This window comes from Microcoleus sp. A6-C6 (assembly GCF_036705955.1).
Classification (GTDB): Bacteria; Cyanobacteriota; Cyanobacteriia; order Cyanobacteriales; family Microcoleaceae; genus Microcoleus.
In genome coordinates, this window is sequence record NZ_JAUBVR010000031.1 from 1 (window position 1) to 14,285 (window position 14,285).

Genomic DNA, 14,285 nt, shown 5'->3' on the forward strand with positions numbered 1-14,285 from the left:
GGAATTGGGAATTGGGAATTGGGAATTGGGAATTGGGAATTGGGAATTGGGAATTGGGAATTGGGAATTGGGAATTGAAAATTGGGAATTGGGAATTGGGAATTGGGAATTGGGAATTGAAAATTGGGAATTGGGAATTGAAAATTGGGAATTGAAAATTGGGAATTGAAAATTGGTCATCGATCATCGCTTGCGCTTGACCAAACTAACTTGAAAAGCGCTATATCAAGTATTCAGAAGCTTTCATAAAACATCATAGCGAGAAACTACATTTTTTCAAATACACTGGGTTTATGAATCCATTAAAAATTGTATCTATAATGATAGCAATCATTCCCGTTGCCCAACCCGCGATTTATTTAACCATTTGATCCTGCAAAACTAATGCTGAAAACTTGCAGCGAGCGATCGGCTTTCCTGACCAACCAAAATCCTAATTTGTAAGATACACTAGAAACAAAAAATCAGCAATGAAAACAACTGCTCCCCCGGTGGGGAATCAGACAAGTGGAACAAAGCAATTTCTCCTTTTCGGTCAAGGAGGCAGTCTCTTTGGCGTAGAGTTAGAAGCAGTGCGGGAAGTCCTTTCCCTCAAAGAACAACCGATTTCCCCGGTTCCCAACACCCTGCCATTTTTGCTGGGATTAACCAACTTGCGGGGCGAAATCTTAGCAGCAGCAGACTTTGGACGGTTTGCAGGTATCGAGCCGGTTGACACCCACCACCCAAGCAGCCGCATCTTAGTGGTGGAAGCGCCAGATCCGCGAGACGTGAGATTGTCGAGAATGCGGATGGGCTTGGCTGTCTCCCGCGTCGAAGGAGTTTTACCTTTAAATCCCGATCGCATTGTCTCAGCAATCGATGTCAGTCCTGACCTAGCTCCATTCTTAAAAGGTTTGTACAATTCCGAAGGACGCTTGCTAATGATTGTCGATGTAGAAGCGATCGCCCATTCCGAACGCTGGTAAGTAGAAGGAAGAAGGAAGAAGTCAGTAGTCAGTAGTCATCAAGTAGAAGGAAGAAGGAAGAATATGGAGTCAATCTAAAATCTAAAATCTAAAATTGATCCATCGCCCGCATTTAAGTTGCCAACTATAAATTTTATCATGAAACTTCTCTATAGCTCGATCGCCACGACATTCACCCTCACATTACCTGACTTCTCCCCATCGATGCTAACTGGGGTTGCCAATTGCATCATTTGTGTCTGTTATTTTGCCATTGCTGCGCTGATCAGCTTAGGTTTGTGGCGAAACCGTCAATTTGGGTTCGATATCTTCGCCACAGTCACAGCAGGCATATTTTGGAGTTGCGCTTTCGGACACAGCGGCCACGCCGCCGAATATCTGGGACTGCCGCACTCCCCGGTAATGCAAACTGTCTCCGATTGGATAACTGTCATTCCGGCGATCGGATTTTTGAGTTTGTCCAACCGCTACCAGTTATTAGTAGGTTCCACCCAAATCCTGAACTCCAAAAAAGAAACAGAACAAGCGCTGAGCGAAACTACCCAGCGATTTCAGGCAATCTTCGACCAAGCTTTTCAAGTGATCGCATTATTGCAGCCAGACGGTACTCTGCTCGAAGCCAATCGGACAGCACTAGAATTGGGCGATTTCCAAGCATCAGAAGTGCTGGGGCTGAAATTTTGGCACACACCTTGGTGGGCCTCATCCCCAACCAACCAGCAGCGCCTAAAAACCAACATTCAACAAGTCTCGACCGGCAAGTTTGTGCGGGAAGAATACGAAATCACCGGAGCCAACAACCAGGTGACAGTCATTGACGTGTCGTTTAAACCGCTGTTAAATGAAACAGGAGAAGTATATCAAATTCTCGCCGAAGGCCGCGATATTACCCAGTTGAAAGAGACAGAAGCCCAATTGCAGCAGCTCACCGCAGAACTAGAGCAGCGAGTCAAAGAAAGAACCCAGCAGATTCAGGAAACCAACGCACTATTGCAACAGGAAGTTCGCGATCGCACCGCTGTTCAAGAGCAATTAAAAGCCTCAGAAGAATTCTTAAACAACATCCTCAACGCCATCCCAGACCCGATTTACGTCAAAGACGAACAGCACCGCTGGTTAACATTAAACGATGCCTTTTGTCAATACATGGGTCGCAGCAGATCAGAACTAATGGGCAAATCCTACGACCTGTTCTTGCCCAAAGAGGAAGCAGAGATATATCGAGAAAAAGACGAATTAGCTTTCTTGTCAAATACCAGCACCGAAAGCCAAAAAACTATCACAGACTCAGCAGGAAACACCCGGTTTCTTTGCGGCAAAAAATCAACATTTGTAGATGCCTGTGGCAGGAAAGTCCTCGTTTGCGCGATGAGAGATATCACCAAGCGCCTGCAAATGGAAGAACAAATGCGGCAAACACTGGCAAAAGTAGAAAATTCCCAACGTTTGCTGCGGACAGTAATTGACGCCACCCCAGACTGCATCTTCGTCAAAAATCAAGACGGCCGCTACGCCCTAGTCAATGCAGGTTTCGCCGCCGCCTTCGGCAAAACTCAAGCAGAAATTATCGGCAAAGACGACGCAGAAATCGGTATATCGGTCGATCATCGCATCTTCGGTAACACCCACGCCGAAACAGACTCCCAGAACCAAATCCAAAACTTCCGGGCCGACAACCAGACTGCGCCGGCTCCCAACGACTCCGCCACCTTAGCCGACGGCAAAATACACGTCTTCGACACCCAGAAATTGTCCCTCAAAGACGCAGAAGGCAACATTATAGGCGTTCTCGGCTTCGCGCGCGATATCACAGAAAGCCGCGAATCCGAACAGCAGCTACTGCGGCTTAAAGCCATCCTAGAAGCCACAACAGACTGGGTAGGGATGGCAGACTGCCAGCAGCGCACCATCTATCTCAACCAGGCCGCCAGAGAAATGTTAAAAGTTGGCGCGGACGCAAGTTTAGCCGAAGTCAGAATTTCCGACCTGACATCGCCCAAAAGTGTTGATACTATTATGAACGTCGGCATCCCCGCAGCTAGTCGGGATGGGGTGTGGAGCGGCGAGACAATTTGGCAGACTTTAGACGGCGAAGAAATACCGGTTTCTCAAGTAATTATTGTCCACAAATCCGAGAGCGGAGAAGTTGAATTTATGTCAACGATCGCCCGCAACATCAGCAATCGCAAGCGCGCGGAACAATCCTTGCAGCAGAACTTGCAAATGCTCGACCTAGCCAGCGATGCTTTGATTATTCGAGAGCTCGACGGCACGATTGATTACTGGAATCAAGGCGCTGAAAAAATCTACGGCTGGAAAAAGCAAGAAGCTTTAGGAAAAGTTACTCACAGCTTGTTTGATACGAGATATCCCCAACCTTTAGCATCAATTTCAGCACAGCTAGAACAGCAGGATTATTGGGAAGGAGAACTGATTCACACCACTAATTACCACACCAAAATTACCGTATTCAGCCGCTGGACTTTGCAGCGGGATGAACAGGGAAAACCCAAAGCAATTTTAGAAATTAACAACGATATTACAGATCGCAAGCTGGCTGAAATCGAAAACCAAAAATTGATTTTGCTCGTAGAAAGCAGCTCTGATTTTATCGGCATGGCAACAATGGAGGGAAAGCCAAAATACATGAATGCCGCTGGAATTAAGCTCGCGGGATTGCAAAATATTGAAGAAGTCCAAAGCAAAAGTATGTATGAATTCTTCACACCAGAAGACGCTAAGATTTTCAGAGAAGAAATCGTGCCTGCTACTGTGCGAGACGGTTTTTGGCAGGGCGAATTCCGCTTGAGGAACTTTCAAACCGGCGAAAATATTCCCGTTGACTTCACCCTATTTACAGTCAAAAACCCAGAAACTGGCGAGCCTATGGGGTTCGCAACAGTTAGCCGCGACATTAGCGATCGCAAACGCGCAGAAGAGATGCTGCGCGATCGCGAAAGACTGTTCCGAGCCATTTTCGACCAATCGTTCCAATTAGTCGGGATGCTAGAACCAGATGGCACCGTCTTAGAAATCAACCAAACAGCCATGACAATCGCCGGACTCGGGCGCAAAGACTTCGTGGGCACGCAGTTTGCCGACAATCTGTGGTGGCAGATTTCCCCAGAATCCAAGCAAAAAATCGAAGCTGCGATCGCCTCTGCCGCCGCCGGCGAATTTGTCCGCTACGAAGCCGACGTGCTGGTTGCTGGAGGTGCTGTGATGACTGTGGACTTCTCCCTCAAGCCGATCGTAGACGACAGTGGCAAAATCGTGATGCTGATTCCAGAAGGCCGCGACATTAGCGATCGCAAAGCCTTAGAACGAGAATTAGTTTTGCGTCAATCCCGCTTTGACGCATTTTTTGCAGCCGCCCCGGCCGCCATGTTTATCTTTGACGACCAGTTGCGGTTCGTGCAAGCAAACGAGAAATTAGCCGAAACTACCGGCGTTTCAGTTGCCGAACACCTCGGCAAAACGGTGAGGGAAGTTTTACCGGACATGGTTGATACCCTAGAGCCGATTTTGCAGCAGGTTCTCGCCACCAACCAACCGTTTTTAAACGTTGAGGTGTCGGGAACAACTCTCAACCAACCGGGCGTTATCCGAGATTGGCTGGCGTCTTACTTTCCTTTGGCCGGAGAGGACGGCAAACCGATGGGTGTCGGCGGTGTGGCGATCGAAATTACCGATCGCAAAAAAGCAGAAGTAGAGCGCGATCGGTTTTTCACCCTCTCCCTCGACTTGCTTTGCATCGCCGATTTTGAAGGCAAATTCAAGCGCCTCAATCCCGCTTGGGCAAAAACCCTCGGCTACACCGTAGAAGAACTGCAAGACCAATCTTTTATCGATTTCGTCCATCCCGAAGACTGCGAAAAAACCTTAGCAGAAACGGCAAAAATAGCTAACGGGGCCGAAGTAATCGCTTTTGAAAACCGCTACCGGTGCAAAGACGGTTCCTACAAATGGCTGTCGTGGAAGTCGCGACCGCTAATAGAAGAAAAGATCATGTATGCAGTCGCTCGCGACATTACCCAAAGCAAACAGGCGATCGTCCAACTGCAAGCAACAACAGCCCAATTAGCCAGCTCCGAAGACAAATTTAGAGGCCAAAGCAATCTTTTGCAACTGTTAATTGACAGCATTAGCGACGGCGTAGTTGCTGCCGACGAAAATGGCAATTTTGTTTTATTCAACCCCGCCGCCGAAAATATCTTTGGCTTGGGTTCGACAGATACTCCCCCCGACGAGTGGTCGGGAAAATACGGCTTATTTTTGCCAGATGGAGTCACTCCCTATCCCACAGCCGACATACCTTTAGCGCGCGCAATTCGAGGAGAATCAGTACGCGAAGTAGAGCTTTTCACTCGCCACGCAGCCCAGCCGGAGGGCCTGTGGATAAAAATTAGCGGCAGCCCGCTCAAAGACGAAACCGGAGCAATCAAAGGCGGTGTAGTCGTTTGCCGCAACGTCACCCAAGAAAGAGCATCCCAGCAGCAGATGCAGGAGTTGGCCGAGACACAGCAACGCTTGCTGCAAGAACTCAAAACGCGGCAAAATGCCCTAGACGAAGCTGCGATCGTCAGCGAAACTGACATCAAAGGCCTGATTACCTACACCAACGACAGATTCATTCAAATCTCCGGTTACAGCATGGGAGAATTGCTGCACCGCGACCACCGCATCGTCAATTCCGGCTACCATCCCAAAGGATTTTTTGCCGAAATGTGGATGACAATTTCGCGCGGTTTGGTGTGGAAAGGAGAAATCAAAAATCTGTCTAAAAATGGCTCATTTTATTGGGTAGATTCGACGATCGCCCCCATCTTCGATACCAGTGGCACAATAATCAAATATATCGCCATCCGCTTTGATATCACCGAACGCAAAGAAGCAGAAGAACGGCTGGAAAAATTGGCAGCAGAACGCAAAGCTGAAGCCGATTCGATGACGCAGCAAGTCCTCAAATTGTTGGGAGAAATTAAAGGCGCGGCTCAAGGCGATTTGACAGTCAGGGCGGAAGTTACCAACGATGTTTTAGGTGCTGTCGCCGATTCTTTCAACTTCTTAATCGGTTCTCTGCGGAAGGTGGTAACGGGGATTCAAACTTTAGCCGAACAGGTAACATCTGCCACTGGCGAGTCAATCAGCAATACCAGCCAACTCACCCAACAGGCGGAAGTTCAAGCAACAAAAATATCTGCGATCATGCGGGAGATCGAGCGGATTGTGAATTCGATCCGCGACGTGCGAGATGTTTCGGTGCGGGCTGAAACAGTCGCCCAGCAATCTTCTCACACCGCAGAAGTCGGCGGTATGGCGGTCGATCGCGCTGTCGAAGGCATTAACGGACTCCGGTTGACGATCGCCTCAACCTCAAAAATGATGAAGCGTTTGGGCGAATCTTCGCAGCAAATTGGCAAAATTGTCACTTCGATTTCTCAACTGGCTTCCCAAACCAATTTGTTAGCTCTCAATGCTACGATTGAAGCGGCACGAGCGGGCGAACAAGGTTTGGGTTTTGCGGTTGTCGCCGAAGAGGTGCGGAAGCTTGCAGAGCGATCGGCCGGCGCTACTGAAGAAATCTCGGAAATTGTCGGTACAATTCAAGAAGAAATCAGCCGCGTGATGAAGGCAATGGAATCGGGAACTTTGGAGGTAGTGGAAGGCACTAAGCTAGCCAGCGAAGCTAAAACTCACCTGAATGCCATCATCGAAGTTAGTCGAGAAATGAATGCTTTGGTGCAGAATATTACTCGCGCTTCAGCTAAGCAAACTGTTTCGGCTGAGGAAATTTCTAACAGTATGCAGCAAGTCAACGAGATTGCTAATACTACTGCACAAAAGGGTTCGGATGTCAAAGCATCTTTGGACGATCTATCCGGTTCTGTTGACAAATTGCAAAAGTCGGTGGCAAATTTCCGCAGTTAGTCAGTTGACTGTTGACAGTTGACTGTTGACGGTTGACAGTTGTCAGTTGACGATTGTCAGATTAGATAATTCGGCGATTGAAATCGCTACTAAACAAACGAAGTCCACTGCTAGCGGACTAAGAATGCCGGATTTAGTATTGATAATCGTCAATCCGCCCCTAAAATAATTACAGTCAATTAACCTGACATATAAAAAAAACAGCCAACAGTCAACAGTCAACCGACAACCGACTAATATGAATGACGATGATTTAAACGAATTAATAGATGCTTTTACCGCAGAAACGCAAGAGTTTCTTCAGTCAATGGAGACTCACTTGCTGGCGATGGAATCCGCCGATTTGAAAGGGCGACAAGCGGCTGTTAAAGAAATGTTTCGGGGCGCTCACTCGATTAAAGGTGCGGGTTCGATGTTGGGCTTTCAAAACGTGTCGGCGGCTGCTCACACGCTGGAGGACTGTTTTGTCATTTTGCGCGATCGCACAGACTTGTCGGCCCTGGAACAGGCAACTGTGACTATTTTGCTGCAAGGTGTGGATGCTCTCAAAAAGATTGCGATCGAAGCCATCCAGCACTCGGATGTCACCACTCCCGATCAAACGGCAAACTTGGAGGCGATCGCCCAAATTCACGCCCAGTTCGAGGCAAAATACGGTAAGCCCGAACCGCCACCAGTTCCCCCAGCCAGCCAATCGCCAGCCCCCGAAACCCTGAAATTGATTTTTGAACACGAATTGCCGCCAATCTTCAATCGCCTAGAAACTGAGCTTTCGCAAGCTTCTGAGGCAGATTTGCCAAAAAGCGTCACCGCCCTCAACCAGGTTTATTACCAACTATCCGGTTTGGCTGGAATGCTGCAATTGCCAGATTTTGGGACAGTCGCTGAACCCCTCAGAGATTTGATCGACTCAAAGGACTTGACTCTACAACGGTTGCAGTCCGACGGTTGGGCGATCGCCCAAAATTTGCAAACCGCACGCCAGCAGATATTAGACGGAAGGGCGATCGAACTCCCCCAAATCTCCCCCCCACCCTCCGACGAATCACAAGCATCCGAAACCCCTCCCCCAATCTCCCCCTCTCCCCCTCTCCCCCTCTCCCCCTCTTCCCCTCTCCCCAACCCGCAAAGACCAACAATCCGCGTAGATTTAGAACGCTTAACAGAATTAGTAAATCTAGTCGGAGAATTAGTCATCAACCGTACCAATTTGGAACTGCAAGAATCAGAATTGCGGGGCGAAGTCAAGCGAATTCGCCGCAGTATCGTAGATTTAAACCAATTCGGCGGCCAGTTGCGGGAAGAATACGACAGACTGAGTTTTGCCGATTGGAGAGGGGGAAACGACAATTCGGGATTGGTGGGAAAAATTGCAGCAGCAGAAACAGAATTTCCACTGCTTGCTAACGTCAAATCCTCGATCGCCCATAATCACTTCGATATCTTAGAGATGGATCGTTATACAGAGTTCCACTCGACAGCATCTGAAGTCATCGAAACCGCCGAATCAATTTCACAATCCGCCACCAAATTAGACACTTTAGCAATGAAATTCGAGCGCAGTACCGACCAACTGCGCCGCATTACCGAACAGCTACGCAGCCGCGTCATGCAGTTGCGAGTCGTGAGTTTCAGTCGCGCCGTAGATCACTTACCTAGGGCGCTTCGAGATATGTGCCTCACCTACGATAAAGATGTCAACTTGCTGTTAGTAGGAAGAGATACCAAAATTGACGAAAGTTTGCTGGATGCTTTGCGCGACCCCTTAATACACTTAGTCAGAAACGCTTTCGATCACGGCATCGAAATGCCCGAAATTCGGCAAGCAATCGGCAAGCCAGCCAGCGGTCAAATTGAAATAGAAGCCCGTCACCAAGGCGGTCAAACTATTATTACTATCGCCGATGATGGCAAAGGAATTGACCCGGAAATCATTCGCAGCAAAATTGTTAAAAAAGGTTTAGCGACGGAAGAACAAGCTCAAGAATTTTCGATTATTGAACTCTATGATTTTCTATTTTGGCCCGGTTTTAGCACTGTCGAAGAAGTGAGCGATCTTTCCGGGCGGGGAGTCGGACTCGACGTGGTGCGAACAAATTTGCGGACTGTGCGCGGGACGGTGAAGGTGGATTCTCGCCTGGGAAAAGGTACGAGTTTTATCATCAAACTGCCGCTGTTGCTGTCGATTACTGAGGCTTTGATGGTAAAGACCGATCGCAATAAAATAGCAGTTCCACTGGATGCAGTCGAGGAAATTCTGCACGTTAAAGCTTCGGAAGTTCACACCGCCGGCAATCAACCAATGTTGTGGTGGCGGGATGAATTTATTCGTTTGGTGCGGATGCAAGATTTGCTCGAATACAGCGTTCTCGGCCCCGATGGCCCCTCCCCAGACCCTTTGACTCAAGATCACATTCCCGTGCTGGTTTTGGCTTCTAGCGAAGGAATGCTGGCGGTAGCAGTGGAACGCCTGATCGGCCAGCAGGAAATTGTGGTTAAACCTCTGCCGCCGCCTCTCTCGAAGCCTCGCGGGGTTTTGGGGAGTACGATTTTGGGGGACGGGCGGGTGGTGACTATTTTGGATGTGGATGATTTGGTGGGTCAACCTTTGTCCAATAGTTCGATCGCGCCTGTGTCGGGTACAACGCCGCATATGGCGCCGAGTTCGAGTCAGTCACCCCAGATTTTGATAGTGGACGATTCCTATACAATTCGGCAGTTATTGTCTCTGATGCTGACTCGCGCCCGCTACCGAGTCGTGCAGGCTAAAGACGGTTTGGATGCCCTGGAAAAGCTGCAAAATGGTCTCGATTGCAGTTTGGCGATTGTTGATATTGAAATGCCCCGGATGGATGGATTTGAATTATTGCGCTCTATGCGATCGACCCAGCGGTTTGCTAAGATTCCCGTAGCCATGCTGACATCCCGCAGCGGCGAAAAACATCGGCAAATGGCAATGGAATTAGGCGCTAATCAATATTTCACCAAACCTTACAGCGAATCCCAACTTTTAGAAGCTATACCCAAATTAATCAAACATTAAATAATTAGTCAGTAGTCAGTAGTCAGTAGTCAGTAGTCAGTAGTCATTAGTCATTAGGAATACAAATGTTTCGAGCTTTTGGATTTACCAATTACCAATTACCAATCCCCCAATCTAAAATCGCATGACTCACACGAATTACAATCGTCGTTTTCGCAGCAAGAAACAAGGCGCTGTCAGAACGCCTCCTCGAAAACTTATTTCCTTTGAACTGGGAAACGTTAATTATGCAGTTTCTATAGAAAAAGTGCAGCGCGTGGTTAAAGACTTTAATCCCTACGGTTTTTTAAATAGCGGTCAAAGTTTAGTGCGGCACCAAGAAGAACTGATTACCTTGATTAATTTATCCAAAATATTTCCTAGCAGTCGGAGCATTGCTGACTGCAACTACCTGATTGTTTGCAGCTTAAATAAGAGCGATCGCCTGGGAATTCCCATTCCTGATATGCCCAAGATTTTGGAAATTTCTGAAGAAAGCTTCGGCGAAATTCCCGAATTGTACCGCAAACAGCAACTACCTCCGGTAATAGAAAAGATAATTCGCGCACCCGACGGTTCTGAAGTCTTTTATCTGAATTTGGATCTATTTAGCGAAATGTAGCGCGCCCGCTGCTAATCAATGTTAGGTAGTAATGAGGACTTGAGTTTTCTTGAAAATCTGAGGACTAAAATCCTCACTACCAACCAATTTTATATTTTTATGTCAAACACATATAACGTAATTATTATCATATAATACGGCAATAAAGGCGCATAATATCATACAATATAAATGATTTATTTGCAATGTTTTTATGAAAAAAATCACAAGATTGTCGATCGCCCTGCTAATGTTTGCCGCTACTCTACAATATCCGAAGGTGGGACTGCAACAAAGGGCGATCGCCCAAACACCAATCATCCAACCAGAAACACCTCAACCACCAATCATCCAACCACAAATACCCGAACCACCAAGACTCCAACCACCAACAACTCAACCACCAACACCCCAAACACCAACACCCCAACCAAAAGCAGAAGATCCCAAAAACCTCGGCTACGTCTCCCCAGAATTTGCCGAAAAATTTTCCCAGCAACAAATTGACCAAATTAACGCCAACGTCGAAACGCTGTTGCTAACCCAAAGCTGCGTCCGGTGTGACCTCCGAGCGATAAAATTAGTTAACATACGCTTAAAAAATGCGATCGTCACAGGAGCAGATTTATCAGACGCCAACCTCAGCGGCAGTACCTTCGAGATCTCAGATTTTGTCAACACCAATATGGCTCGCACAGACTTAAGCGGAACCCAGTTAATCGGAGCAAGAATCAGCAACACCAACCTCCGAAAAGCCAACTTGACAGGAACCAATTTAGACGGTGCAGACTTGCGATTTTGCGACCTCAGAGACGCAAATCTGTCAAATGCGAACCTCCGCAATGCTAATATAGATGGCGCTAGTATCGATCGAGCAAGCATGGCCGGCACCACAATGCCAGACGGCAGCAAAAAGCAATAACACAGTAGAAGGAAGAAGGAAGAAGGAAGAAGGAAGAAGGAAGAGGGAAGAAGAAAGAAGAAAAAAGTAATGAAATTCCTACAGGCAAAAACCGGGTTTTTAAAATCGTTACCAGGCAGAGCCTGGTAACGAATATCTGGAGGCTCTGCCTCCTTTTTCCTCTTTCGCAATCGAGGCAGAGCCTCGCTGATATGGGTTCCCAGGCAGAACCTTGGAACCAGTTAAGTTTCACATAAAATTGACACCAATTCCTTCTTCCTTCTTCCTTCTTCCCTCTTCCTTCGATTCAAACAGCCAAAAATCTCTGAACCACCTCATCGCTCAATTCGCCAGTGCTTCCAGAAGCCACAATCCCACCTTTTTGCATAGCATAATACCAGTCAGCTTGCCGCACAAAATGCAAATGCTGCTCCACCAACAAAACCGAAATTCCCCTAGTCGCAACCACGCGGCGCACCGCAGCCTCTATATCCAAAATAATAGACGGTTGAATCCCCTCCGTCGGTTCATCCAAAACCAGCAATTTCGGCTCACCCATCAAAGCCCTAGCAATCGCCAACTGCTGCTGCTGTCCCCCACTCAAATCGCCTCCCATGCGATCGAGCATAGTCTTCAAAACCGGAAATAACTCAAAAATCTCATCAGGAACTTCAGGATTTTTTGTCAGAGTTGGTTTCGCTTCCAAACCTAACAAAAGATTTTCTTTCACAGTCAAACGGGGGATAATTTCGCGCCCTTGAGGCACATAACCAATGCCCATTTTAGCCCGCTGGTGAGTCAACTTAGAAGCAATAGATTGTCCGCCAAAATTAATTGTGCCGCTGCGCGGTTGCAGCAACCCCATAATCGTTTTTAGCATCGTAGTTTTGCCAACACCATTGCGGCCGATCAAACAAACCATTTGCCCCGCATTGACGCTTAAATCGACACCGCGCAAAATGTGACTTTCGCCGTAATAAACATTCAAATCAGAGACTTGCAGCATATATTTAATAATGGGTAATAACTAATGATCAATGACTGATGACTAATGACTAATGACAATTGTCAACTATCAACTGTCAGGTTTTCCTAAATATACCTCAATTACGCGATCGTCATTTTGCACCTCATCCATCGTTCCCTCACACAAAACAGAACCCTGATGCAGCACCGTCACCTTTTGAGCAATTTGCCGCACAAACTCCATATCATGTTCTATCACTAACACCGAATGACTTTCGGCCAACGAAATCAGCAAATCTCCAGTCAGCGCCGTTTCCTCATCAGTCAAACCAGCCACAGGTTCATCCACCAACAACAAATCAGGAGATTGCGCCACCAACATCCCAATTTCCAACCACTGCTTTTCCCCGTGAGAAAGCAAACCAGCCGAAACATCAGCCTTAGCCACCAAACCAATTGTTTCTAACAAACCCGCAACCGTGCGCTTTTCAGCAGTAGGAGCAGGCTTAAACAAAGTTGGAAATACATTTTTATTGCCGTTGCAAGATAGCTCTAAATTTTCGCGCGGCGTTAAATTCAAATAAACTCGCGGCGTCTGAAACTTGCGGCCAATACCCAGGCGAGCAATCTGATATTCCGACAATTTCCGCAAATTTTTTCCCTTAAATAACACACGCCCTTCCGTCGGCTGCACCTTCCCAGTAATCGAATCGAGAAAAGTTGTTTTCCCCGCACCGTTGGGGCCAATGATCACTCGCAGTTCGCCCGCATCCATGCTGAAATTTAAACCGTTGATGGCTTTGAAACCATCAAAACTAACAGTCAAATTTTCGATTTCTAATACTTTTCCATTCATAATTTTAATTCTGCAATATACAACAACGGGTTTGCCTTAGACTTGCATTGCATAAATCTTTGATTAATACGGCAACCGCCGATTTAAGGCAGATTAACACAGATAAACGCAGATATTTTTTAGAATGCAGAGCAAATGAATTTAATGGGAGTTTCTTGCAAGGTGCGTCAGCCAATAGTATTGGAAAAAACAAATAAATTTGCAGGATGACGCACCCTACAGCCGATTTATTCTAACTGAAAACTGCTAGAACTGCTCGTTACAGGAGCTTTATGTGCAGCCATAATTCGCTCAGCCAATTTCGAGAGTGGCAGACTTTGCAAATACACTTTACCAGGCCCAGTTAGCTTGACCAAAAACAAGCCTTCGCCACCAAATAAAGCATTTCTAAACCCGCCCACAAACTGAATATTGTAATCTACAGTCGGCGAAAAAGCGACCAAACAACCAGTGTCTGCTCGCAACACTTCGCCAACTCCCAAATTTTTCTCAACTATTGTTCCTCCCGCATGAACAAAAGCTAACCCGTCACCCTGCAATTTTTGCAGAATAAAGCCTTCTCCGCCAAAGAAACCAGCACCGAGTCGCTTGGTGAAAGCTACATCAATGTCAATACCGTTTGCCGCACAGAGAAATGAGTCTTTTTGACACAGAAATTTGCCGCCAAGTTGACCTAAATCGAGGGGAATTATTTTCCCAGGATAGGGGGCGGCAAAAGCGACGCGGGCCTTGCGATTTCCGCTGTTGACAAAGGTGCTAATAAAAAAACTTTCCCCTGTCAGCATCCGTTTGAAACCTTGAAATATGCCACCACCTGTGGCTGTTTGCATCTGGATGTCACCTTCCATGTATGTCATGGCTCCCACTTCAGCCCTGACGCCTTCTCTGGGGTCTAGTTCAATTTCGATGAGTTGCAAGTCGTCGCCGTAGATTTTGTAGTCAATAATATCTGCCATCTCTTTGTCCCTAAAATTAAATAACTCAATATTTTACTACAAAATCTTTCCTGGACAATCCGCAAGCATAACGTATATCATTGT

General features: G+C 47.1%; 9 protein-coding genes. 6 read left to right on the forward strand and 3 right to left on the reverse strand.

Annotated features, from left to right (window positions below; translation table 11 throughout):
* Window positions 1-470 precede the first annotated feature (470 nt).
* The 6 genes from QUB52_RS14400 to QUB52_RS14425 all read left to right on the forward strand — a co-directional run bounded on the left by QUB52_RS14400 (window position 471) and on the right by QUB52_RS14425 (window position 11,514).
* Entirely contained in the window at window positions 471-968 is a 498-nt protein-coding gene (locus QUB52_RS14400; RefSeq protein ID WP_265234632.1) for a chemotaxis protein CheW, read from the forward strand.
* A 138-nt stretch (window positions 969-1,106) separates the two neighbouring features.
* Window positions 1,107-6,899, forward strand: coding sequence for a PAS domain S-box protein (locus QUB52_RS14405; RefSeq protein WP_332973293.1), 5,793 nt, complete (start codon window positions 1,107-1,109; stop codon window positions 6,897-6,899).
* A 238-nt stretch (window positions 6,900-7,137) separates the two neighbouring features.
* On the forward strand, window positions 7,138-9,942 hold the full coding sequence (locus QUB52_RS14410) for a hybrid sensor histidine kinase/response regulator (RefSeq protein ID WP_332976204.1): 2,805 nt from the start codon (window positions 7,138-7,140) through the stop codon (window positions 9,940-9,942).
* A 124-nt stretch (window positions 9,943-10,066) separates the two neighbouring features.
* Window positions 10,067-10,543: a chemotaxis protein CheW gene (locus tag QUB52_RS14415; protein ID WP_265235864.1), complete on the forward strand. Its 477-nt coding sequence runs from the start codon at window positions 10,067-10,069 to the stop codon at window positions 10,541-10,543.
* A 193-nt stretch (window positions 10,544-10,736) separates the two neighbouring features.
* Complete coding sequence (locus tag QUB52_RS14420) at window positions 10,737-11,444, forward strand: pentapeptide repeat-containing protein (protein WP_332972873.1); 708 nt, start codon at window positions 10,737-10,739, stop codon at window positions 11,442-11,444.
* The gene (locus tag QUB52_RS14425; RefSeq protein WP_265235866.1) at window positions 11,377-11,514 is read left to right on the forward strand and encodes a hypothetical protein; all 138 of its coding nucleotides are present in this window, start codon (window positions 11,377-11,379) and stop codon (window positions 11,512-11,514) included. The genes QUB52_RS14420 and QUB52_RS14425 overlap by 68 nt, the downstream gene beginning before the upstream one ends.
* 216 nt (window positions 11,515-11,730) lie before the next feature.
* Here the strand turns inward: QUB52_RS14425 and urtE are convergent, their stop codons facing one another.
* The 3 genes from urtE to QUB52_RS14440 all read right to left on the reverse strand — a co-directional run bounded on the left by urtE (window position 11,731) and on the right by QUB52_RS14440 (window position 14,201).
* Complete coding sequence (gene urtE, locus QUB52_RS14430) at window positions 11,731-12,429, reverse strand: urea ABC transporter ATP-binding subunit UrtE (RefSeq protein WP_265235868.1); 699 nt, start codon at window positions 12,427-12,429, stop codon at window positions 11,731-11,733.
* A 69-nt stretch (window positions 12,430-12,498) separates the two neighbouring features.
* Entirely contained in the window at window positions 12,499-13,245 is a 747-nt protein-coding gene (urtD, locus tag QUB52_RS14435) for an urea ABC transporter ATP-binding protein UrtD (protein WP_332972872.1), read from the reverse strand.
* 227 nt (window positions 13,246-13,472) lie between these two features.
* Window positions 13,473-14,201, reverse strand: coding sequence for a TIGR00266 family protein (locus QUB52_RS14440; RefSeq protein WP_332972871.1), 729 nt, complete (start codon window positions 14,199-14,201; stop codon window positions 13,473-13,475).
* Window positions 14,202-14,285: the final 84 nt, after the last annotated feature.

Bases quoted from the DNA above. Each gene is read 5' to 3' on its own strand.
- QUB52_RS14400 (WP_265234632.1), top strand. From the start codon at position 471: ATGAAAACAACTGCTCCCCCGGTGGGGAATCAGACAAGTGGAACAAAG.
- QUB52_RS14405 (WP_332973293.1), top strand. From the start codon at position 1,107: ATGAAACTTCTCTATAGCTCGATCGCCACGACATTCACCCTCACATTA.
- QUB52_RS14410 (WP_332976204.1), top strand. From the start codon at position 7,138: ATGAATGACGATGATTTAAACGAATTAATAGATGCTTTTACCGCAGAA.
- QUB52_RS14415 (WP_265235864.1), top strand. From the start codon at position 10,067: ATGACTCACACGAATTACAATCGTCGTTTTCGCAGCAAGAAACAAGGC.
- QUB52_RS14420 (WP_332972873.1), top strand. From the start codon at position 10,737: ATGAAAAAAATCACAAGATTGTCGATCGCCCTGCTAATGTTTGCCGCT.
- QUB52_RS14425 (WP_265235866.1), top strand. From the start codon at position 11,377: ATGGCGCTAGTATCGATCGAGCAAGCATGGCCGGCACCACAATGCCAG.
- urtE (WP_265235868.1), bottom strand. From the start codon at position 12,429: ATGCTGCAAGTCTCTGATTTGAATGTTTATTACGGCGAAAGTCACATT.
- urtD (WP_332972872.1), bottom strand. From the start codon at position 13,245: ATGAATGGAAAAGTATTAGAAATCGAAAATTTGACTGTTAGTTTTGAT.
- QUB52_RS14440 (WP_332972871.1), bottom strand. From the start codon at position 14,201: ATGGCAGATATTATTGACTACAAAATCTACGGCGACGACTTGCAACTC.